This is a genomic window from Yonghaparkia sp. Root332, from assembly GCF_001425665.1.
Lineage (GTDB): Bacteria > Actinomycetota > Actinomycetes > Actinomycetales > Microbacteriaceae > Microcella.
In genome coordinates, this window is the sequence record NZ_LMCX01000002.1 from 750640 (window position 1) to 773619 (window position 22980).

Genomic DNA, 22980 nt, shown 5'->3' on the forward strand with positions numbered 1-22980 from the left:
ATGCCGCACCGGGGTTGATTTCCCAGGAGACCATCGGAACGCATCCACGGTGCGGTCAGACTCCGTGCCGGCACGCGCGCGACGACGGGGCAGGGTCGCTGTCACCGCGATCCCGCGCAGTCGCCGCCGGGGGAGGCGGCCCGGCTCGAAGTCGGCGGTCGCTCGTAGGGTGGGGGCATGCTGCGTGTCTTCGCCGTCGAGCAGTACCGCTCCCTGCGGAGCCTGGCCATCGAGCTCTCGCCGCTGACGGTGGTGACGGGCCCGAACGGCAGCGGGAAGTCGAACGTCTACCGGGCGCTGCGGCTGGTGTCCGAGATCGTCCGAGCGGGCGCGCTGACCTCTCTGGCCGCCGAGGGAGGCTTCCGCAGCGCGCTCCATGCGGGCTCGCGCGGAGCAGCACCCGTCTCGATGCGACTCGGGTTCGCCGCCGACGAGCTGTCCTACGCGATCGACCTGGGGCTGCCGCAACCGGGGGTGAGCCCGTTCCCTCTGGACCCGGAGGTGAAGACGGAGGCGGTGTGGTCGGGGCCGACCCTGCGTCCGTCGACGATCGCCGCCGATCGTCGGTCGCTCCGGGTCCGTGTGCGCGACGACGACGGCCACCTCGCGGTCGCCCCGTGGTCGGTGAGCGCGACGGAATCGATGCTGGCCACTCTCGCCGACCCGCAGGCCGCGCCGGAGCTGTTCGCGCTCCGCGAGCGCGCGCGGGGGTGGCGGTTCTACGACGCTCTGCGCACCGACCCGGACGCGCCCGCTCGTCGTCCGGGACCAGCGACCTTCACTCCCGTCCTCTCCGGCGACGGCGGCACTCTCCCCGGTGCGCTGGCGACGCTGATGCGGGTCGGTGATGCCGATGCTCTGCAGTCGGCGCTGGCCTCCGCCTTCGACGGCGCTCAGGCCGTCGTCGAGGAGGACGACCGCGGCATCGCGCGCGTGGGGCTGCGGCAGGCGGGTGCGCCGCGCTGGTTCGAGGCATCCGAGCTCAGCGACGGGATGCTGCGCTTCCTCCTGCTGTCGACCGCGCTCCTGTCGCCGCGCCCGCCCGGGCTGATGGTGCTCAACGAGCCGGAGGCGAGTCTGCATCCGAGTCTGCTGCCCGCCCTCGGTTCGCTCATCGAGCGGGCCGCGCGCTCGACGCAGGTCGTCGTCGTCTCGCACGCCGAGCCCCTCGTCCGCTCGCTCGCTCCGTCCGCAGGCCTGGTCGAGCTCGAGCGCCATGGGCTCGCCACCGCCGTGCGCGGGGTGCTGCCGCTCGAGGGCGCGGCCTGGTCGTGGCCGACGCGCGGGTGAGAGCGCGATCCGGACCGTACCGGCTGTGGGGCTCGAACCCACACGTCCTCTCGGACAGCGCATTTTGAGTGCGCCGCGTCTGCCATTCCGCCAAGCCGGCGCGGGCCCAGGGCCCGACGGCTCGACCATACCGTAGGCTCATTTCCGTGAGTGACCAGGAACAGAGCACCGTCGCCCCCCGCCGTGTCATCGTCGCCGAGGACGAGTCGCTGATCCGCATGGACATCGTGGAGATCCTCCGCGACAACGGCTTCGACGTCGTGGGGGAGGCCGGAGATGGCGAGACCGCCGTCGCGCTCGCGACCGAGCTGCGCCCCGACCTCGTCGTCATGGACATCCGCATGCCGCAGATGGACGGTATCGAGGCCGCCAAGCGCCTGAGCGAGAACCACATCGCGCCCGTCGTCCTGCTGACCGCGTTCTCGCAGAAGGAGCTCGTCGAGCAGGCGAGCGAGGCCGGCGCTCTCGCCTACGTCGTGAAGCCCTTCACCCCGAACGACCTGCTTCCCGCGATCGAGATCGCGCTGAGCCGGTACCAGCAGATCCTCACCCTCGAGACCGAGGTCGCCGACCTCGTCGAGCGCTTCGAGACCCGCAAGCTCGTCGACCGCGCGAAGGGCCTGCTCAACGAGCGCATGGGCCTGACCGAGCCCGAGGCCTTCCGCTGGATCCAGAAGGCGTCGATGGATCGCCGCACGACGATGCACGCGGTCGCGCAGGCCGTCATCGAGCAGCTGTCGCCGAAGAAGGATGCGCCCAAGAAGGCCCCTGCCGACGACTGATCGGCGGCCGGCCGCCCCGCGGTCGAACCGGTGCGCCCGCGCGCTCAGCGGTCGCGCAGCATGTTCGTCATGCGCACCGTGGAGAGCCGTCGGCCCTCCTCGTCGCGGATGACGATCTCGTGCGTCGCGAGGGTGCGCCCGAGCGAGAGCGCGGTGCACGTGCCCTCGACCCAGCCAGAGGTGGTCGAGCGCGAGTGGGTCGCGTTGATCTCGATGCCGACGGCGTAGCGCCCGGGCCCGGCGTGGATCGCCGATGAGATCGAGCCGAGGCTCTCGCCGAGCACGACGTGCGCGCCGCCGTGCAGCAGACCGATGACCTGCGTGTTGCCCTCGACGGGCATCCGCGCCACCGATCGCTCGGCGCCCAGCTCGACGAACTCGATGCCCATCTTGCGGGTGAGCGCTCCTCCACCCGAGGCGATGAGGCGGTCGTAGAGCTCCGGGTCGAGATCGGCGGGGAACAGCGTCATCGAGGTCCTTCGAAGAGGTCGCGGAGAGCGGCTCCCGGCCCCCTCCTGAGGTGTCGGAGCGCCCCGTTAGGCTGGCCCCGTGACGGACTCAGCAAAGCCTACCCTTCTCATCGTCGACGGCCATTCGCTGGCCTTCCGGGCGTTCTACGCCCTGCCGATCGACAGCTTCGTCACGCATGACGGCCAGCACACGAACGCGATCCACGGCTTCATCTCGATGTTCCTCGGGCTGCTCGCGAAGGAGAAACCGACGCACGTCGCCGTCGCCTTCGACATCTCGCGCTACTCGTTCCGCACGCGCGAGTACCCCGAGTACAAGGGCACGCGCGGCGAGACTCCGCCCGAGTTCGTGGGCCAGGTGCCTCTGCTGCAAGAGGCGCTCGCGGCGATGAACGTGACGACGATCACGAAGGAAGACTTCGAGGCCGACGACATTCTCGCCACGCTCGCGCACCAGGGCGGCGAGCAGGGCTTCGACGTGCTCGTCGTGTCGGGCGACCGCGACACGATCCAGCTCGTCAACGATCGCGTGACCCTGCTCTACCCGAACGCGCGCGGCGTCTCCGAGCTCAAGCGCTACGACGCCGACGCGGTGCGCGAGCGCTACGGCATCAACCCCGAGCAGTACCCCGAGATCGCGGCCCTCGTCGGCGAGACGAGCGACAACCTGCCGGGCGTCGACAAGGTCGGCGAGAAGACCGCCGTGAAGTGGATCACGCAGTACGGCTCGCTCGAGAACCTCCTCGCGCACGCCGACGAGATCGGTGGAGTGGTCGGCAACAACCTGCGCGAGCAGCGCGACCGCGCCGAGCGAAACCGCCGCCTCAACCGCCTCGTGACCGACGTCGAGCTGCCCGTCGCGCCCGCCGATCTCGAGCGCAAGCCCATGGATGTCGCCGCGGTCAAGCGCGTCTTCGAGCGCCTGCAGTTCCGCACCCTGACCGAGCGCGTTCTCAAGATCGCCGCCGCGGAGGGCGCCGACATGAGCGCTGACGGCGAGGCTCCGTCCGCCGCCGCCGCCGCCGACGCCCCCGCGGTCCGCACCCTCGTCGACGAGGAGCTCGCGGCGTGGCTGCGCGCCGCCGTCGCCACCGGCGATCCGATCGCCCTGGTGGTGGATGCCCCGCTCGGCTCGCTCGAGGGCTTCGGCCTCGCCGCCGGCGCCGACACGGTGCACGTCAACTGGGCCGCGGGCCGCCCCGACTACACCGCCCTCGAGCAGTGGCTCGCGAGCGACGAGCCGAAACTGGTCGTCGACGGGAAGCGTGCGACGAGCATCCTCGCCGCCGCCGGCCTGCCGCTCGCGGGCGTCGCCTGGGATGCGTCTCTCGCGGCGTGGCTCGAGCGCCCAGGGTCGAGCACCCAGTCGCTCGCCGAGCTCGTCGGGAGCATCCTCGGCGAGAGCCTGCCCGAGCCCGACCCGAACCAGCTCGTGCCCGACACCGCGGCGCTCTCGCCGGCGACGGGCGCCTGGTACCTCGCCCGCATCGTCGGTGCGCAGCGCGAGCGGCTCGCTCCCTCGAGCGCGACCGTGCTCACGACGATCGAGCTGCCCGTCACCCCGGTGATCGCTGCGATGGAGCGCGCGGGCATCGCCGTCGATCGCGCCGGCCTGACGGCTCTCAACGCCGAGCTCGGCGAGACCGCGGCGGGCCTCGCCGAGAAGGCGTACGCCGAGATCGGCCGCGAGGTGAACCTCGGCTCGCCCAAGCAGCTGCAGCAGGTGCTCTTCGAGGAGCTCGGCATGCCGAAGACGCGGGCGACCAAGACGGGATACTCGACCGACGCCGCGGCCCTCGCCGATCTGCAGGAGGCGCATCCGCACCCGTTCCTCGGCCTGCTGCTGCAGCATCGCGACGCGACGAAGCTGCGCCAGATGGTCGAGACGCTCGAGCGCGCCACGGGCGACGACGGCCGCATCCACACGACGTACGACCAGACCGGGACGACGACGGGCCGCATCTCGTCGACCGACCCGAACCTGCAGAACATCCCGGTGCGCACCGAGGCCGGCCACCGCATCCGCGCCGCGTTCGTCGCCGGCGAGGGCTACGAGGGCCTGCTGACCGCGGACTACTCGCAGATCGAGATGCGCATCATGGCGCACCTCTCGGGCGACCCCGGTCTCATCGAGGCGTTCACGACGGGGGAGGACCTCCATCGCTTCGTCGGCTCGCGGATCTTCGGCGTCGAGCCGGCCGACGTGACGCCCGAGATGCGCACGAAGGTCAAGGCGATGAGCTACGGCCTCGCCTACGGGCTGAGCGCCTTCGGGCTCTCCAAGCAGCTGCGCATCTCGAGCGCCGAGGCGAAGCAGCTCATGACCGACTACTTCGCGCGCTTCGGGGCGGTGCGCGACTACCTTCGGTCGGTCGTCGTGCAGGCGAAGGAGGACGGCTACACGGAGACGATCTTCGGCCGCCGGCGCCCCTTCGCCGACCTCAACTCTCCCAACCGCGTGCTGCGCGAGAACGCCGAGCGCGCCGCGCTCAACGCGCCCATCCAGGGCACGGCGGCCGACATCATGAAGATCGCCATGCTCGGCGTCGACGCCGACCTGCGCGAGCAGCGGCTCGAATCGCGGATGCTCCTGCAGGTGCACGACGAGCTCGTCTTCGAGGTCGCCGCCGGCGAGCGGGAGGACCTCGAGGCGATCGTGCGGGCGCGCATGGGCTCGGCCGCCGACCTCGACGTGCCGCTCGAGGTGCAGGTGGGAACGGGCCCGAACTGGGATGCCGCCGCGCATTAGGCTCGGGGCATGACTGACAACGCCGCCAGCCGCCAGCCCACCGAGGTCGACACGATCGCCGAGGAATGGGTCGCCACCCTGGTCTCCCTGAGCCCCGAGCTCGCCACCTACATCGGTGCCGACGGGAAGCTCGACGAGTACCAGGACTACTCGCCCGCGGGTCGTGCACAGATGCACGCCGCCGGGCGGGAGGTCCTCGCCAAGCTCGAGGCCGCCACTCCCGTCGACGACACCGACCGCGTCACGATCGCCGACATGTCCGCGGAGATCCGCCTCGAGCTCGAGCTCGCCGAGGCCGGGTGGGAGGCGCGCGACCTGAACGTCCTCGCCTCGCCCGCGCAGGGCATCCGTGAGATCTACGACCTCATGCCGACCGCGACGGAGGAGGACTGGGCGACCATCGCCCGCAAGCTCACGCGCGTCTCCGACGCCCTGGAGGGGTACACCGAGACGCTGCGCGAGGGTATCGCGAACGAGAACACGCCGGCCGTCCGCCAGGTGCGCGAGGTGCTCACGCAGGTGCGCACCAATGCCGCCCGCGACGGATTCTTCGCCGAGTTCACCGGCGGAGCCGAGGTGTCCGAGAGTCTCAAGAAGGAGCTCGCCGCCGCCGCCGAGCAGGCCGCCGATGCCTACGGCCGATTCGGCGACTTCCTCGAGCACGAGCTCGCCCCCGCCGCCCGTGAGGAGGACGCGGTCGGCCGCGAGCTGTACAGCCTCATGTCGCGCCGCTTCCTCGGCGCCACGATCGACCTGGACGAGACCTACGAGTGGGGCATCCAGGAGCTCGCCCGCATGGTCGAGGAGCAGACGCGCATCGCGAACGAGATCCTCCCGGGCGCCACGGTCGAGGAGGCCATCGCTCACCTCGAGAAGGACGAGTCGCGCAAGCTGCACGGCCGGAAGGCGCTGCAGGAGTGGATGCAGCAGCTCAGCGACACCGCCGTGGAGGAGCTCTCCCGCACGCACTTCGACATCCCCGAGCCCGTCAAGGCGCTCGAGTGCATGATCGCCCCGACGCCGGGCGGCGCCATCTACTACACGGGCCCGACCGACGACTTCTCTCGCCCGGGCCGCATGTGGTGGTCGATCCCCGAGGGCGTCGACTCGTTCGACACCTGGCGCGAGACCACGACCGTGTACCACGAGGGCGTTCCCGGCCACCACCTGCAGATCGGTCAGGCCGTCTACAACCGCGCCGAGCTCAACTCGTGGCGACGGCTTCTCGCCGGCACGAGCGGCCACGCGGAGGGCTGGGCGCTCTACGCCGAGCGCCTCATGGAGGAGCTCGGCTACCTCGACGACCCGGCCGACCGCCTCGGCATGCTCGACGGTCAGCGCATGCGCGCCGCCCGCGTCGTTCTCGACATCGGCGTGCACCTCGGCAAGATCCACCCCGAGACGGGGAAGGTCTGGACGAGCGAGGACGCCTTCGCCTTCATGCGCAAGAACGTCAACATGAACGACGGGTTCGTCCAGTTCGAGGTCAACCGTTACCTCGGCTGGCCCGGGCAGGCGCCGTCGTACAAGGTCGGCCAGCGCATCTGGGAGCAGATCCGCGACGAGTACAAGGCCCGCGAGGGCGACGCGTTCTCCAACAAGGCCTTCCACAAGAAGGCGCTCGACCTCGGCGGCGTCGGCCTCGACACGCTGAAGTCGGCGCTGCTCGGCTGAGCCGTCGCGCTCACCTGCGTCGAGCATCCGCTCATCGTCGCGGCCCCGTCGACCACCAGTCGGCGGGGCCGCGGTCGTCCGATCGCGTGTTTGCCGGGGGAGTGCCGGGGCGATAGGGTGGAGGGTCGCCAATCTGGCGTCGTTCTGTCCGTACGCCCGGACGACACCTTCCAGCACCTCGTCGCCCCGGGCCCGATCCATGTCCGCATCGGAGCAACCACTACATGACCACCGTAACGACCAAGGCCCCCAAGCAGATCGCCATCAACGACATCGGCTCTGCTGAAGACTTCCTGGCCGCGGTCGAGAAGACCCTGAAGTTCTTCAACGACGGCGACCTCATCGAAGGCACCGTCGTGAAGATCGACCGCGACGAGGTCCTCCTCGACGTCGGCTACAAGACCGAGGGCGTCATCCCCTCGCGCGAGCTCTCGATCAAGCACGACGTCGACCCCACCGAGGTCGTCAGCGTCGGCGACACCGTCGAGGCCCTCGTTCTCCAGAAGGAGGACAAGGAAGGCCGCCTCATCCTGTCCAAGAAGCGCGCCCAGTACGAGCGCGCCTGGGGCGACGTCGAGAAGATCAAGGACGCCGACGGCGTCGTGACCGGTCAGGTCATCGAGGTCGTCAAGGGCGGCCTCATCGTCGACATCGGCCTCCGCGGCTTCCTCCCCGCCTCGCTCATCGAGCTGCGTCGCGTCCGCGACCTCACGCCGTACCTCGGCCAGGAGCTCGAGGCGAAGATCCTCGAGCTGGACAAGAACCGCAACAACGTCGTCCTCTCGCGTCGCGCGCTCCTCGAGCAGACGCAGTCCGAGAGCCGCACCACGTTCCTCAACAACCTCGCCAAGGGCCAGGTCCGCAAGGGCGTCGTCTCCTCGATCGTCAACTTCGGCGCGTTCGTCGACCTCGGCGGCGTGGACGGCCTCGTGCACGTCTCCGAGCTCAGCTGGAAGCACATCGAGCACGCGAGCGAGGTCGTCGAGGTCGGCCAGGAGGTCACCGTCGAGATCCTCGAGGTCGACCTCGAGCGCGAGCGCGTGTCGCTCTCGCTCAAGGCGACGCAGGAGGACCCGTGGCAGGTCTTCGCCCGCACCCACGCCATCGGCCAGGTCGCGCCGGGCAAGGTCACGAAGCTCGTCCCCTTCGGCGCGTTCGTGCGCGTCGCGGACGGCATCGAGGGCCTCGTCCACATCTCGGAGCTGTCGGGCAAGCACGTCGAGCTCGCCGAGCAGATCGTCTCGGTCGGCGACGAGGTGTTCGTCAAGGTCATCGACATCGACCTCGACCGCCGTCGCATCTCGCTGAGCCTCAAGCAGGCCAACGAGGGCGTCGACCCCGAGGGCGCCGAGTTCGACCCCGCGGTGTACGGCATGCCGACCGAGTACGACGAGGCCGGCAACTACAAGTACCCCGAGGGCTTCGACCCCGAGTCGGGCGAGTGGAAGGACGGCTTCGAGGAGCAGCGCGCCAAGTGGGAGCAGGACTACGCTGCCGCCCAGGCCCGCTGGGAGGCCCACAAGAAGCAGGTCGCCACGGCCCTCACGGAGGAGTCGACGCTCGACCTCCCCGGTGGCTCGACCTTCAGCTCCGAGTCGGCCGGCGCGGGCACCCTCGCCGACGACGAGTCGCTCGCCGCTCTGCGCGAGAAGCTCTCGGGCAACTGAACGACAGGCGACTGAGCCACCCGGGTCTCATCGACCCGATCGCGAGCGGGCCGCTCTCCCTGACGGGGAGGGCGGCCCGTTCCGGGTTCCCGTGACGACGCGCTGGCGTGAGCCGGGTCTGCTCAGAGCTGGTCGACGGAGAGACGACGACGCCGGGCGCGCACAAGGAGGAGCGGCACCGCGACGACGAGGGCGAGCAGCGCGACGACGACGAGCACCGGCACGACCAGGGCGAGGATGCTGAGCCCCACCGCCCCGACGTCCTCCGCTGTCGACAGCACGGGGGCGGCCGCGCCCGCGGTGAGCGCGTTGGCGGCGGGCCGCGCCGCCATCTTGCCGAGGTGGACGATGAGGGCGATCACGACGCCCGCGGCGATGGGCACCCACTGCTGCGAGGCGACGAACTCGCTCGGGTCGCTGACCGCGACGGTCTGCGCTCCGCTTCCCGAGCCGAAGACGATGCCGCCGGCCGCGGGCCGGATGATGGTCTGCAGCCAGTCGTTGATCGAGTCGACGGCGGGGACCTTGTCGGCGACGACCTCGATCACGAGCAGCACGGCGAGGCCGCCGAGCACCCACTCGTTCTCGAGCCAGGTCCATCCGGCGGGCAGGGTCACGACGTCGAGGAAGCGCCCGGCCAGGCCGAGCAGCAGGAGGGGGATGTAGGCGTTGAGCCCGGCCGCGACGGCCAGGCCGGTGCCGGTCAGGACTTCGAGCACGATTCGCCTCCTCCTCGGTGTGCCACATGGTACTCGCCGGGGCCGAAGCCGTCAGCGGGATAGGCTCGAGGGGTGGAGGTCATCGGGCTCACGGGCGGCATCGCCGCGGGCAAGTCGGCGGTCGCGGCACGACTGGCGGAGCTGGGAGCGGTCATCGTGGACGCCGATCGGCTGGCGCGCGAGGCGGTCGCGCCCGGCACGCCGGGGCTTTCCGCCGTCGTCCAGCGCTTCGGAGAGACGGTGCTCGACGCGGAAGGCGCGCTCAATCGGACGGCCCTGGGCGCCATCATCTTCGGGAGCGAGGTCGACCGGCGCGACCTCAACGCCATTGTGCATCCAGAGGTCCGGCGACTGTACCGCGAGCGCGTCGAGGCGATCGCCGCGTCCGATCCGGACGCCGTCGTCGTGTACGACGTCCCGCTACTCGCGGAGGCCCGCGCCGCGGATGAGTTCGCACTCGTCGTCGTCGTCGACGCTCCGCCGGACGTCCGGGTCGAGCGGCTCGTCCGGCTGCGCGGCCTCGACCGGGCGGCCGCCGAGGCCCGCGTCGCGGCGCAGATCCCCGACGCCGAGCGCCGCGCGATGGCGGATATCGTCATCGATTCAAGCGGCACGCTGGACGCCACGCTCGAGCAGGTCGACGCCGTGTGGGAGCGCCTGGTCGCCCAGCGCGCTGTCGGTGGTCCCTCCTAGTCTGGAGGGATGCAGCCCACGAGGTCCGTCCGCCCCTTCGAGGTCGTCAGCGACTACACGCCGAGCGGCGACCAGCCGCAGGCGATCGCCGACCTCGCGGCCCGCATCAACGCCGGCGAGACCGATGTCGTGCTTCTCGGCGCCACCGGAACGGGCAAGTCGGCGACGACCGCGTGGCTCATCGAGCAGGTGCAGCGCCCCACTCTCGTGCTCGCGCACAACAAGACGCTCGCGGCGCAGCTCGCGACCGAGTTCCGAGACCTGCTGCCGCACAACGCGGTCGAGTACTTCGTCTCGTACTACGACTACTACCAGCCCGAAGCGTACGTCCCGCAGACCGACACCTTCATCGAGAAGGACAGCTCGGTGAACGCCGAGGTCGAGCGCCTCCGCCACTCGACGACGAACTCGCTCCTGAGCCGCCGCGACGTCGTCGTCGTCTCGACGGTGTCGTGCATCTACGGCCTCGGCGCTGCGGAGGAGTACCTCGACGCCATGGTCGCCCTCCAGGTGGGTGAGCGCATCTCGAGGGATGCCCTGATCCGCCGCTTCGTCGGCATGCAGTACCAGCGCAACGACATCGACTTCTCGCGCGGCAAGTTCCGCGTGCGCGGCGACACGATCGAGATCATCCCGATGTACGAGGAGCTGGCGATCCGCATCGAGATGTTCGGCGATGAGATCGAGGCGCTCTACGCGCTCCACCCGCTCACGGGCGACGTCGTGAAGACCCTCGACGCGGTCTCCGTCTTCCCCGCCACGCACTACGCCGCGTCACCCGACACGATGCAGCGCGCGATCGTCACGATCAAGGAGGAGCTGGAGCTGCGACTCGCCGAGCTCGAGCGGCAGGGCAAGCTCCTGGAGGCTCAGCGGCTGCGCATGCGCACGACCTACGACATCGAGATGATGGAGCAGATCGGGTTCTGCAACGGCATCGAGAACTACTCCAGGCACATCGACGGCCGCCAGCCGGGGGAGCCGCCCAACTGCCTGCTCGACTACTTCCCGGAGGACTTCCTCGTCGTCATCGACGAGAGCCACGTCACCGTGCCGCAGATCGGCGCGATGTACGAGGGCGACGCCTCGCGCAAGCGCACGCTCGTCGAGCACGGCTTCCGCCTCCCGAGCGCGCTCGACAACCGACCCCTGCGGTGGGAGGAGTTCCTCGACCGGACGGGGCAGAAGGTCTACCTCTCGGCGACGCCGGGCAAGTACGAGCTCGGCATCACCGACTCGATCGTCGAGCAGATCATCCGCCCGACGGGCCTCGTCGACCCCGAGATCGTCGTCAAGCCCAGCAAGGGCCAGATCGACGACCTCCTCGAGCAGATCCGACTGCGGGTCGAGCGCGACGAGCGCGTCCTCGTGACGACGCTGACGAAGAAGATGGCGGAAGAGCTCACCGACTTCCTCACGGAGGCCGGAGTGCGCGTGCGGTACCTGCACTCCGACGTCGACACGCTGCGCCGCGTCGAGCTGCTGAGCGAGCTGCGCCAGGGCGTCTACGACGTCCTCGTCGGCATCAACCTCCTCCGTGAGGGCCTCGACCTGCCGGAGGTCTCGCTCGTGGCCATCCTCGACGCCGACAAGGAGGGCTTCCTGCGCTCGGCGACCTCGCTCATCCAGACGATCGGGCGCGCCGCGCGCAACGTCTCCGGCTCTGTGCACATGTACGCCGACGTCGTCACGCCGTCGATGGCCCAGGCGATCGAGGAGACCACGCGGCGCCGCGAGAAGCAGGTCGCGTACAACCTCGCCAACGGCATCGACCCGACGCCGCTGCGCAAGAGGATCGCCGACATCACCGACCAGCTCGCCCGCGAGGGCGCCGACACCGCCGAGCTGCTCGCCCAGCGCGGTCGGGGCGGCGGGAAGTCCGCGCCCACGCCGCGCCGCCCCCGCGAGGGCAAGGCGGCCGAAGGGGCCACCGAGCTCGAGGCGATCATCGGCGACCTCACGGCCCAGATGCTCACGGCGGCCGCCGAGCTCAAGTTCGAGCTCGCCGCGCGCCTGCGCGACGAGGTGCAGGAGATGAAGCGCGAGCTGCGGCAGATGGTGGAGGCGGGCCACGTACGCTGAGCGCGCACTGCGGAACCGGGTGCGCACGGAGGACTGTCGGAGGCGCCGCCTAGAATGACGCGAGTGCCGGCATCCCCTCTCGACCTTCATTCGCACCTGAGCGTGCGCGGCGCGCGCGTGCACAATCTGCGCGACGTCGACCTCGTGATCCCGCGCGACTCGCTCGTCGTCTTCACGGGCCTCTCGGGCTCGGGCAAGAGCTCGCTCGCCTTCGACACGATCTTCGCCGAGGGCCAGCGGCGCTACGTCGAGTCGCTCTCCGCCTACGCGCGGCAGTTCCTCGGTCAGGTCGACCGGCCCGACGTCGACTTCATCGAGGGGCTGAGCCCCGCGGTGTCGATCGACCAGAAGTCGACCAACCGCAACCCGCGCTCCACCGTCGGCACGATCACCGAGATCTACGACTACATGCGCCTGCTCTGGGCGCGCGTCGGTATCCCGCACTGCCCGGTCTGCGGCGAGCGGATCCAGCGCCAGACCGTCCAGCAGATCGCCGATGAGCTCATGGAGCTCCCCGAGGGGCGGCGCTTCCAGATCCTCGCCCCCGTCGTGAGCCAGAAGAAGGGCGAGTTCGTCGACCTCTTCGCCGAGCTCGCGGCGAGCGGCTACTCGCGCGCCGTCGTCGACGGCGAGCTCATCCAGCTCTCCGAGCCGCCGACGCTCAAGAAGCAGAACAAGCACGACATCTCCGTCGTCGTCGATCGGCTCGTCGCGAGCGCGGACATCCTGACCCGCCTCACCGACTCGCTCGAGACCGCGCTCGGGCTCACCGACGGGATCGTCACGATCGACTTCGTCGACGAGGAGGCCGGCACGCCCCCGCGCACGCGCACCTTCAGCGAGAAGCTGTCGTGCCCCAACCGCCACCCGCTCCAGCTCACCGAGATCGAGCCGCGCACGTTCTCGTTCAACTCGCCCTTCGGCGCGTGCCCCGTCTGCTCGGGCCTCGGCACCCGCATGGCGGTCGACGAGGAGCTCCTGGTCGGCGACCCGAGTCTGACTCTCAACGACGGCGTCATCCTGCCCTGGAACCAGCAGGGCAAGGGTCTGTACAGCTACTTCCAGAAGCTGCTCGCCGGCCTCGGGCGCGACCTCGGCTTCTCGCTCGACACCCCCTGGGGCGAGCTGGAGGAGAGCACGCAGCAGGCGATCCTCCACGGCAACGACTTCGAGGTGCGCGTGAAGTGGCGCAACCGCTACGGGCGCGACGTGACGTACTCCACGGGCTTCGAGGGCGTCATCCCGTACATCGAGCGCAAGTACGCCGAGGCCGAGAGCGACTGGTCGCAGCAGCGCTTCGCCGAGTACCTCCGGGAGGTGCCGTGCCCGGAGTGCGAGGGCGCGCGGCTCAAGCCCGAGGTGCTCGCGGTGCTCGTGGACGACCGCTCGATCTCGTCCGTCGCCGAGCTGAGCATCCACGACGCGTACGAGTTCATGCAGAGCATCCACCTCACCGAGCGCGAGGCGTCGATCGCCGCGGCGGTGCTCCGCGAGATCCGGGCGCGGCTGGAGTTCCTGCTCGAGGTCGGGCTCGGCTACCTGAGCATGGCGCGCGCCGCCGGGACGCTCTCGGGCGGCGAGGCGCAGCGCATCCGCCTCGCGACGCAGATCGGCTCGGGGCTCACGGGCGTGCTGTACGTGCTCGACGAGCCCTCGATCGGGTTGCACCAGCGCGACAACCGCCGCCTCATCGACACGCTCGTGAAGCTCAAGAACCTCGGCAACACCCTCATCGTCGTCGAGCACGACGAGGACACGATCCGCACCGCGGACTGGGTCGTCGACATCGGTCCGGGCGCGGGGGAGCACGGCGGTCGCGTCGTGCACTCCGGCTCGTACGCGGAGCTCCTCGCGAACCGCGAGTCGATCACGGGCGACTACCTCGCCGGTCGGCGCCAGGTCGTCGAGACGCTCCCGCGCCGCGCGATCGACCAGGGCCGCCGGCTGACGATCGAGGGTGCGCGCGCCAACAACCTCCAGAACGTCTCCGTCGACATCCCGCTCGGGGTGTTCGTCGCCGTCACGGGCGTGAGCGGCTCCGGGAAGTCGTCGCTCGTCAACGACATCCTCTACAAGGTGCTCGCCAACAAGCTCAATGGCGCCCGCCAGGTGCCGGGCAAGCACACCCGCATCACGGGGCTCGAGCACCTCGACAAGGTCGTCCACGTCGACCAGGCACCCATCGGGCGCACGCCGCGGTCCAACCCCGCAACCTACACGGGCGTCTTCGACCGGATCCGCGCGCTCTTCGCCGAGACCGTCGAGGCGAAGTCGCGCGGCTACCTCCCCGGTCGCTTCAGCTTCAACGTCAAGGGCGGGCGCTGCGAGAACTGCGCGGGCGACGGCACCATCAAGATCGAGATGAACTTCCTCCCCGACGTCTACGTCGCGTGCGAGGTCTGCGGCGGCGACCGCTACAACCGCGACACGCTCGCCGTGCACTACAAGGGCAAGAACATCGCCGAGGTGCTCGACATGCCGATCGAGGAGGCCGCGGAGTTCTTCGCGCCGATCACCGCGATCCACCGCTTCCTCCAGACTCTCGTCGACGTCGGGCTGGGCTACGTGCGACTCGGGCAGAGCGCGACGACGCTCTCCGGCGGCGAGGCGCAGCGCGTCAAGCTCGCGACCGAGCTGCAGAAGCGCTCCAACGGGCGCAGCATCTACGTGCTCGACGAGCCGACCACGGGTCTTCACTTCGAGGATGTCCGGAAGCTGCTGGCCGTGCTCGGCGGCCTCGTCGACAAGGGCAACACGGTCGTCGTCATCGAGCATAACCTCGACGTCATCCGCGCGGCCGACTGGCTCATCGACCTCGGCCCGGAGGGCGGCTCCGGGGGCGGCACCGTACTCGCGACCGGCACGCCGGAGGACCTCGCGCGCGTCGAGGGCAGCCACACCGGCCACTTCCTCGCCGAGCTCCTGCCCGCCGCCCGAGCGGCCGGCTGAGCCGCAGCACGATCGTGGCGACCGCGAGCGAGACCCGGGAGGCCTGGCGCCCGCGCCGGGGCGAGATCCCCACCGAGCCCGGCGTGTACCGCTTCCGCGACGAAGCCGGTCGCGTGCTCTACGTCGGCAAGGCGAAGAACCTGCGCTCGCGCGTGAGCAACTACTTCCAGCCCCTCCACGCCCTCCACGACCGCACGCGGCGCATGGTCACCACCGCTCGCGGGGTCGAGTGGACGGTCGTCGGCAGCGAGCTCGAGGCGCTCGAGCTCGAATACACCTGGATCAAGGAGTTCTCTCCGCCGTTCAACGTCAAGTTCCGCGACGACAAGACCTACCCCTACCTCGCCATCACGCTCGGCGACCGCGTGCCCCGCGTGATGGTCACCCGCACCCGAGGCATCCCCGGCGCCCGCTACTTCGGCCCGTACACGAAGGTCTGGGCCGTGCGCGAGACGGTCGACATCATGCTCAAGGCCTTCCCGGTGCGCTCGTGCACCGAGAGCACCTACAAGCGCGCGCAGGACCGGAACCGCCCGTGCCTGCTCGGCGACATCGGCAAGTGCGCCGCGCCCTGCGTCGGGCGGGTCAGCCCGGAGGAGCACAAGTCGCTCGCGCTCGACTTCGCCTCCTTCATGGCCGGCAACGACGCGAGCTACGTGCGCGACCTCCGCGCCCGCATGTCCGCCGCCGCCGCCGAGCTCGACTACGAGGCCGCGGCGCGGTACCGCGACCAGATCGGGGCGCTCGAGACGGCGCTGTCGAAGAGCGCGCTCGTGCTCGCGGACGACGTCGACGCCGACGTGTTCGGGATCGCCTACGACGAGCTCGCCGCCGCCGTGCAGCTCTTCATCGTGCGAGGAGGCCGCATCCGCGGCGTCCGGGGCTGGGTGGTCGACACCGAGCTCGATGTGACGCTCGCCGAGCTCGTCGACTCGGTGCTGCAGAACGCGTACGACGGCGCCGAGCCGCCCGCCCGCGAGATCCTCGTCCCGGCCGTCCCCGACGACGCCGCCGCACTCCAGCAGGTGCTCACCGAGCGTCGACGCGCGGCGGGGGAGCGCGGGAGCGTCGTCGTGCGGTCCGCTCGTCGCGGCGACAAGGCCGCGCTGAGCGAGACGGCGCTGGCCAACGCGCGCGGAGCCCTGCAGGTGTACAGGACGCGACGCAGCGGCGACTTCACCGCGCGCTCGCAGGCCCTCGCGGACATCCAGGAGGCCCTCGGGCTGGACGAGGCGCCGCTGCGACTGGAATGCTTCGATGTCTCGCACCTCGGCGGCACCAACCAGGTGGCGTCGATGGTCGTCTTCGAGGATGGCCTGCCGCGCAAGGACCAGTACCGCTCGTTCTCGATCGCGAGCGCGCGCGACGACACCGACGCCGTGTACCAGGTGCTCTCGCGCCGGCTCGCCTACCTGCGGCCCGGGGCCGACGGCGCCGAGGTCCCGGCCGACACGAGCACCGATCCGGACTCCCTCGCCGCGGCGCCCACCGCTCCGCCGTCACCCGCCGCGGGGGCGAGGAAGTCGTTCCACTACCGCCCGGGGCTGCTCGTGATCGACGGCGGCCAGCCGCAGGTGCAGGCCGCCGCCCGCGCGATCGCCGACGCGGGCATCACCGATCTGGCCGTGTGCGGCATCGCCAAGCGCCTCGAGGAGATCTGGCTCCCCGACAGCGACTACCCCGTCATCCTCCCGCGGACCTCCGACGCGCTGTTCCTGCTGCAGCGGCTCCGCGACGAGGCCCACCGCTTCGCCCTCAAGCACCAGCGCACCAAGCGCAAGCAGTCGATCTCGACCGAGCTCTCGAGCGTGCCGGGCCTCGGGCCCGCGCGCGTGCGCGAGCTGCTCTCGCGCTTCGGCTCGGTCGCGCGACTGCGCTCGGCGACCCTCGAGGAGCTCATGGCGATCGACGGGATCGGCCGCAGGACCGCCGAGGCCGTGCAGCGAGCGGTCGGCACGCCCGCGGCTAAGCTGAAGGCACCCGACTCGAGCGCTGTGAGGCCACACGAATGACCGAACGCCCCGCCCACGATGTGGTGATCGTCACCGGGATGTCCGGTGCGGGCCGATCGACCGTCGCCAACGCCCTCGAAGACCTGGGCTGGTACGTCGTCGACAACCTCCCGCCGCAGATGCTGCGCCCGCTCGTGGACCTCGCCGTGCATCCCGGCAACCATCTGCCCAAGATGGCGGCCGTCGTCGACGTCCGCGGCGGCCGGCTCTTCGCCGACCTGCGCATGATCGTGGAGGAGCTGCGCGACCGCGCCACGGTGCGCGTCCTCTTCCTCGAGGCGACCGACGCCGCCCTCGTCCGGCGCTTCGAGCAGGTGCGGCGCCCGCACCCGCTGCAGGAGGACGGCACGCTTCTCGATGGCATCGGCCGCGAGCGCGAGCGGATGCGCGAGGTGCGCGAGCTCAGCGACATCATCATCGACACGAGCGAGTTCAACATCCACCAGCTCGCCACGACGGTGTCGGAGATCTTCTCGCCCGACGGGGCGTCGACCGTCCGCGTCACCCTCGAGAGCTTCGGCTTCAAGTACGGCCTGCCGAGCGACGCCGACATGGTCGCCGACGCGCGATTCCTGCCGAACCCCTTCTGGGAGGAGTCGCTGCGCTCCCTCACCGGGGTCGACGATCGGGTGAGCGAGTTCGTGCTGGCGCAGGACGGCGCGCGCGAGTTCGTCGATCGCTACGTGGCCGTGCTGCAGACCGTGCTGCGCGGCTACGCCCGGGAGAACAAGCGCACAGCGACGATCGCGATCGGCTGCACCGGCGGCAAGCACCGCTCGGTCGCGATCGTGGAGGACGTCGCCGCGCACCTGCGGGGGATGCCCGGGGTCGCGGTCGCCGTGAAGCATCGCGACCTCGGACGCGAGTAGGCTCGACTGTCGCCCCACGAGGGCGCTGCTCACCCCCGCTTCACCGAGAGGACGACCCGTGGCACTGACCGCCGATGTGAAAGAGGAACTCGCACAGCTGGCGGTCACCAAGACCACGGTGCGCGCCGCGGAGCTCGCGACCATCCTCCGCTTCGCCGGCGGGCTGCACCTCATCTCCGGCCGCGTCGCGGTCGAGGTCGAGCTCGACGCTCCGACGATCGCCCGGCGCGTGCGCCGCGACCTCGCCGAGCTCTACGGGATGCGCAGCGACGCCGCGATGATGTCGCCCGGCGGGATCCGCCGCACCCCCACCTACGTCGTGCGGGTCGTCGACGGCGGCGAGACGCTCGCCCGCCAGACGGGCCTGCTGGATGCCCGGCGTCGGCCCGTCCGCGGACTGCCCAACAAGCTCACCACCGGGTCGAAGGACGAGCTGGCGGCCGTCTGGCGCGGCGCCTTCCTCGCGCACGGCTCGCTCACCGATCCGGGACGCTCGGCGTCGCTGGAGATCACCTGCCCGGGCAACGAGTCGGCGATGGCCCTCGTCGGTGCCGCCGGCCGCCTGGGGGTTCCCGCGAAAGCCCGCGAGGTGCGCGGCGTCCACCGCGTCGTGATCCGCGACGGCGAGAAGATCAGCCAGATGCTCCGGCTCATGGGGGCGGCGCAGACGGTCTCCGAGTGGGAGGAGCTCCGCCAGCGCCGGGAGGTGCGGGCGACCGCGAACCGCCTGGTCAACTTCGACGACGCCAACCTCCGCCGCTCGGCCCAGGCGGCCGTCGCGGCCTGCGCGCGCGTCGCCCGGGCCATGGAGATCCTCGGCGACGACATCCCCGAGCACCTGCGGTACGCAGGCCAGCTGCGCCTCGATCACCGCGACGCGAGCCTCGACGAGCTGGGCCACCACGCCGACCCGCCCATGACGAAGGATGCCGTCGCCGGGCGCATCCGTCGCCTTCTCGCGATGGCCGACAAGCGCGCCGAGCAGCTCGGCGTGCCCGGGACGGATGCCGACCTCCCGAGCGAGGACGACGACTGAGTCCGCGCTCGCACGAAGACTGAACGTCCGGTGCGCATCGGGAAGAGGCCCGGGGCCTGAACGGTTGCCGTCAGTAGACTGACAGCCGTCAGCGGGGCCGCCGCCACCGCGGTCTCGGACCATCTGCGAGAAGAAAGCACGTGATGTCCGTTTACAGCCTTCCCGACCTTCCGTACGACTACGCCGCGCTCGAGCCGCACATCAGCGCCCGCATCATGGAGCTCCACCACTCCAAGCACCACGCCGCCTACGTGACCGGCGCGAACACCGCTCTGGAGAAGATGGCCGAGGCTCGCGAGTCCGGCGATTTCGCCAACATCAACCGCCTCGAGAAGGACCTCGCGTTCCACCTGGGCGGCCACGTGAACCACTCGATCTTCTGGACGAACCTCTCGCCCGAGGGCGGCGACAAGCCCGAGGGCGAGCTCGCCTCGGCGATCGACGAGTTCTTCGGCTCGTTCGACAAGTTCGTGGCGCACTTCACCGCCGCCTCGATGGGCATCCAGGGCTCCGGCTGGGGCGTGCTGTCGTGGGACCCGATCGGGCGCAGCCTGGTCATCCAGCAGCTCTTCGACCAGCAGGGCAACACCGCGCAGGCGACCGTCCCGCTGCTGCAGCTCGACATGTGGGAGCACGCCTTCTACCTCGACTACGTCAACGTCAAGGCCGACTACGTGAAGGCGTTCTGGAACATCGTGAACTGGAAGAACGTGGCCGAGCGCTTCCAGGCCGCCCGCTCGGGCACGGACGCCCTCCTGCTACTGTCGTAACGGGTCCCGTGGCCGGGGCCACGCGCCCCGGCCACCCCTCACCACCTCGAGCCACCACCCTCGAGCCGCCACCCCACCACCACCCTCCGGCGCGCTCTGCGCCGACCGAAACACCAGGAGTCTGCAGTGAGCGTGAAGATCGGAATCAACGGCTTCGGCCGCATTGGTCGCAACTACCTCCGGGCCGCGCTGGCCCAGGGCAGCGACCTCGAGATCGTGGCGGTCAACGACCTGACCGACAACGCGGCGCTCGCGCACCTCCTGAAGTACGACTCCGTCGGCGGCCCGCTCGCGCACGACGTCTCGCACGACGGCGACTCGATCACCGTCGGCGGCAAGCGCATCCGCGTGTTCGCCGAGCGCGAGCCCGCGAACCTGCCCTGGGGCGACCTGGACGTCGACATCGTCATCGAGTCGACCGGCCGCTTCACCAAGGCGGAGGACGCGAAGAAGCACATCGCCGGCGGCGCCAAGAAGGTCCTGATCTCGGCGCCCGCCACGGGAGACGACGCCACGATCGTGATGGGCGTCAACGAGGAGTCGTACGACCCCGCCACCGACGTCATCATCTCCAACGCCTCGTGCACCACGAACTGCCTCGCGCCGCTCGCCAAGGTCTTCAACGACGCCTTCGGCATCGAGCGCGGCTTCATGATGACGGCGCACGCCTACACGGCCGACCAGAACCTCCAGGACGGCCCGCACAGCGACCTGCGCCGCGCTCGCGCGGCCGCGATCAACATCGTTCCCGCCTCGACCGGAGCGGCGAAGGCCATCGGCCTCGTCCTGCCCGAGCTCAACGGCAAGCTCAGCGGCTCGTCGTACCGCGTGCCCGTCCCCACCGGGTCGATCGTCGACCTCACGATCATCACCCCGACCGAGGGCCTCACGGTCGACCAGATCAACGCGGCCTACCAGGCCGCCGCGTCGGAGGGCCGCCTCGCCGGCTACCTGCAGTACACCGCCGACCCGATCGTGTCGAGCGACATCCAGCTCAACGCCCACTCGTCGATCTTCGACTCGGGCCTGACCAACGTCAGCGGCAACCTCGTCAAGGTCTCGGCCTGGTACGACAACGAGTGGGGCTACTCCAACCGTCTCGTCGACCTCACCGAGTACGTCGCCGAGCGCCTCTAGTTCCGGAAGGGCGTCCTCCCCGTGGCACTGAGAACCATCGAGTCCCTCGGCGAGCTCGCCGGGAAGCGCGTCATCCTGCGCTGCGACCTCAACGTCCCGCTGAAGGACGGCGTCGTCACGGACGACGGTCGCATCCGCGCCTCGCTCCCGACGATCAACGCCCTCGTCCATCGGGGCGCCCGGGTCGTCATCGTCTCGCACCTCGGTCGCCCGGACGGCGCACCGGACCCGCAGTACAGCCTCGCGCCGGTCGCCCAGCGGCTGAGCGAGCTCCTCGGCGCTGCCGTCGCCGTCGCCGACGACACCGTCGGCGACGGCGCGGAGAGCACGGTCGCCGCCCTCGAGAACGGCGGCGTGGCGGTGCTCGAGAACCTGCGCTTCAACCCGGGCGAGACGAGCAAGGACGCGGACGAGCGACGTGCCTTCGCCGAGCGCCTCGCGCGCTTCGGCGACGCGATGGTCTCCGACGGCTTCGGCGTGGTGCATCGCAAGCAGGCGAGCGTGTACGAGCTCGCGCAGCTGCTGCCCAGCGCGGCCGGCTCGCTGATCTCGACCGAGACCGACGTCCTCGACCGCCTCACCGAGCGCCCCGAGCGCCCCTACACGGTCGTCCTCGGCGGCTCGAAGGTGAGCGACAAGCTCGGCGTCATCGCCCACCTCCTTCCCCGCGTGGACCGCCTCCTCATCGGCGGCGGCATGCTCTTCACCTTCCTCAAGGCCCAGGGTCACGAGGTCGGGGCGAGCCTGCTCGAGGAGGACCAGCTCGACACCGTCCGCGGGTACCTCGCCGAGGCCCAGGAGCGCGGCGTCGAGATCGTGCTGCCGACCGACGTCGTCGTCGCCGAGCGCTTCGCCGCGGATGCCGACCACGCCGTTCTCGCGGCCGACGCGATCGAGACGGGGCCGGCCGGGGCATCCGGCATCGGCCTCGACATCGGCCCCGAGACCGCGGCTCGCTTCGCGGAGCTCGTGGCGTCGTCGGCCACCGTGTTCTGGAACGGCCCGATGGGCGTGTTCGAGTTCCCCGCCTTCGCCGGCGGAACCCGCGCGGTCGCCGAGGCGCTCACGCGCGTCCCCGGCCTCGGCGTCGTCGGGGGAGGCGACTCGGCCGCGGCCGTGCGCGCCCTCGGCTTCACCGACGCGCAGTTCGGTCACGTCTCCACCGGAGGCGGCGCCAGCCTCGAGTTCCTCGAGGGAAAGAAGCTCCCCGGACTGGAGGTCCTCGGATGGGCGTAGCCCGCACCCCGCTCATCGCGGGCAACTGGAAGATGAACCTCGACCACCTGCAGTCGATCGCGTTCGTGCAGAAGCTCGCCTGGGCGCTCAAGGACGCGAAGCACGCGTTCGGCGACGTCGAGGTCGCGGTCTTCCCGCCGTTCACCGACCTCCGCAGCGTCCAGACCCTCATCGCGGCCGACAAGCTCGAGCTCGCGCACGGCGCGCAGGACGTCTCGATCCACGACAGCGGCGCCTACACGGGCGAGATCTCGGGGGCGTTCCTCTCGGCGCTCGCCTGCCGCTACGTCATCATCGGCCACTCCGAGCGCCGTCAGTACCACCATGAGGACGACCAGGTCGTCGCGCAGAAGACCGTCGCGGCGCTGCGCCACGGCGTCGCGCCCGTCGTGTGCGTGGGCGAGACCGCCGAGGACCTCGAGGCCCACGGGCCCTCCGCGGTGCCGGTCGCGCAGCTCCGCGTCGTGCTCGACGCGCTCGAGGCCGACGCCGACATCGTCGTCGCCTATGAGCCCGTCTGGGCCATCGGCTCCGGCCAGGCGGCGACGCCCGAGCAGGCGCAGCAGGTCTGCGCGGCCCTGCGCGCCACGATCGCCGAGGTGCTCGGGGAGGACGCGGCCGCGCGCACGCGCATCCTCTACGGCGGCAGCGTGAAGTCGGGCAACATCGCCGGGTTCATGAACCAGAAGGACGTCGACGGCGCCCTCGTCGGGGGCGCGAGCCTCGACGTCGACGAGTTCGCGGCCATCGCGAGGTTCCGTCAGCACGTCGGCACCGTGTGACCCGACCGGCCCCTGCCGGTGCGTTAGAGTGGGACGCTGTTCTACACCCCGAGAGGCCCCTAT

General features: G+C 70.6%; 17 protein-coding genes and 1 tRNA gene. 15 read left to right on the forward strand and 3 right to left on the reverse strand.

Annotated features, from left to right (window positions below):
- Window positions 1-177 precede the first annotated feature (177 nt).
- A complete protein-coding gene (locus tag ASC54_RS11180) occupies window positions 178-1290 on the forward strand; it encodes an AAA family ATPase (protein ID WP_055899067.1) in 1113 nt (370 codons plus the stop codon).
- A gap of 17 nt (window positions 1291-1307) precedes the next feature.
- Here the strand turns inward: ASC54_RS11180 and ASC54_RS11185 are convergent.
- Window positions 1308-1390 (reverse strand) — tRNA-Leu (locus ASC54_RS11185).
- A 46-nt stretch (window positions 1391-1436) separates the two neighbouring features.
- Here ASC54_RS11185 and ASC54_RS11190 point away from each other — a divergent pair.
- Window positions 1437-2072, forward strand: a complete 636-nt coding sequence (locus ASC54_RS11190; RefSeq protein ID WP_055899069.1) for an ANTAR domain-containing response regulator — start codon at window positions 1437-1439, stop codon at window positions 2070-2072.
- Between the two features lie 44 nt (window positions 2073-2116).
- Here ASC54_RS11190 and ASC54_RS11195 read toward each other — a convergent pair whose 3' ends face one another.
- Window positions 2117-2542, reverse strand: coding sequence for a hotdog fold thioesterase (locus ASC54_RS11195; protein ID WP_055861232.1), 426 nt, complete (start codon window positions 2540-2542; stop codon window positions 2117-2119).
- 79 nt (window positions 2543-2621) lie between these two features.
- Between ASC54_RS11195 and polA the strand changes: the two genes are divergently transcribed.
- The 3 genes from polA to rpsA all read left to right on the forward strand — a co-directional run bounded on the left by polA (window position 2622) and on the right by rpsA (window position 8632).
- Window positions 2622-5291, forward strand: a complete 2670-nt coding sequence (gene polA / locus ASC54_RS11200; protein ID WP_055899072.1) for a DNA polymerase I — start codon at window positions 2622-2624, stop codon at window positions 5289-5291.
- A 9-nt stretch (window positions 5292-5300) separates the two neighbouring features.
- Window positions 5301-6965: a DUF885 domain-containing protein gene (locus ASC54_RS11205; RefSeq protein ID WP_055899075.1), complete on the forward strand. Its 1665-nt coding sequence runs from the start codon at window positions 5301-5303 to the stop codon at window positions 6963-6965.
- A 224-nt stretch (window positions 6966-7189) separates the two neighbouring features.
- Window positions 7190-8632, forward strand: a complete 1443-nt coding sequence (gene rpsA / locus ASC54_RS11210) for a 30S ribosomal protein S1 (protein WP_055861240.1) — start codon at window positions 7190-7192, stop codon at window positions 8630-8632.
- 122 nt (window positions 8633-8754) lie between these two features.
- Here rpsA and ASC54_RS11215 read toward each other — a convergent pair whose 3' ends face one another.
- The gene (locus ASC54_RS11215) at window positions 8755-9351 is read right to left on the reverse strand and encodes a DUF4126 domain-containing protein (protein WP_055899078.1); all 597 of its coding nucleotides are present in this window, start codon (window positions 9349-9351) and stop codon (window positions 8755-8757) included.
- Window positions 9352-9423: 72 nt separating this feature from the next.
- On the opposite strand from ASC54_RS11215, the gene coaE reads away from it, so the two are divergent.
- The 10 genes from coaE (at window position 9424) to tpiA (ending at window position 22917) form a co-directional block, all read left to right on the forward strand.
- Window positions 9424-10044: a dephospho-CoA kinase gene (gene coaE / locus ASC54_RS11220; RefSeq protein WP_055899081.1), complete on the forward strand. Its 621-nt coding sequence runs from the start codon at window positions 9424-9426 to the stop codon at window positions 10042-10044.
- 9 nt (window positions 10045-10053) lie between these two features.
- Window positions 10054-12126, forward strand: a complete 2073-nt coding sequence (uvrB, locus tag ASC54_RS11225; RefSeq protein WP_055899084.1) for an excinuclease ABC subunit UvrB — start codon at window positions 10054-10056, stop codon at window positions 12124-12126.
- A 54-nt stretch (window positions 12127-12180) separates the two neighbouring features.
- Window positions 12181-15075 (forward strand): excinuclease ABC subunit UvrA, encoded by a 2895-nt coding sequence (gene uvrA, locus ASC54_RS11230; RefSeq protein ID WP_055899087.1) that lies wholly within the window; start codon window positions 12181-12183, stop codon window positions 15073-15075.
- Window positions 15076-15089: 14 nt separating this feature from the next.
- On the forward strand, window positions 15090-17087 hold the full coding sequence (uvrC, locus tag ASC54_RS11235) for an excinuclease ABC subunit UvrC (protein ID WP_055861255.1): 1998 nt from the start codon (window positions 15090-15092) through the stop codon (window positions 17085-17087).
- On the forward strand, window positions 17084-17956 hold the full coding sequence (rapZ, locus tag ASC54_RS11240; protein ID WP_055861258.1) for an RNase adapter RapZ: 873 nt from the start codon (window positions 17084-17086) through the stop codon (window positions 17954-17956). The genes uvrC and rapZ overlap by 4 nt, the downstream gene beginning before the upstream one ends.
- Before the next feature lie 58 nt (window positions 17957-18014).
- Window positions 18015-18992 carry a DNA-binding protein WhiA gene (gene whiA / locus ASC54_RS11245; protein ID WP_055861261.1) on the forward strand — a complete coding sequence of 326 codons (978 nt, stop codon included), beginning with the start codon at window positions 18015-18017 and terminating at the stop codon, window positions 18990-18992.
- 143 nt (window positions 18993-19135) lie between these two features.
- Window positions 19136-19762 carry a superoxide dismutase gene (locus ASC54_RS11250; RefSeq protein ID WP_055899090.1) on the forward strand — a complete coding sequence of 209 codons (627 nt, stop codon included), beginning with the start codon at window positions 19136-19138 and terminating at the stop codon, window positions 19760-19762.
- 126 nt (window positions 19763-19888) lie between these two features.
- Window positions 19889-20899, forward strand: a complete 1011-nt coding sequence (gene gap, locus ASC54_RS11255) for a type I glyceraldehyde-3-phosphate dehydrogenase (RefSeq protein ID WP_055899093.1) — start codon at window positions 19889-19891, stop codon at window positions 20897-20899.
- Between the two features lie 21 nt (window positions 20900-20920).
- Window positions 20921-22135 carry a phosphoglycerate kinase gene (gene pgk, locus ASC54_RS11260; RefSeq protein ID WP_055899096.1) on the forward strand — a complete coding sequence of 405 codons (1215 nt, stop codon included), beginning with the start codon at window positions 20921-20923 and terminating at the stop codon, window positions 22133-22135.
- On the forward strand, window positions 22126-22917 hold the full coding sequence (gene tpiA, locus ASC54_RS11265; RefSeq protein WP_055899099.1) for a triose-phosphate isomerase: 792 nt from the start codon (window positions 22126-22128) through the stop codon (window positions 22915-22917). The genes pgk and tpiA overlap by 10 nt, the downstream gene beginning before the upstream one ends.
- The last annotated feature ends 63 nt before the right edge of the window (window positions 22918-22980 follow it).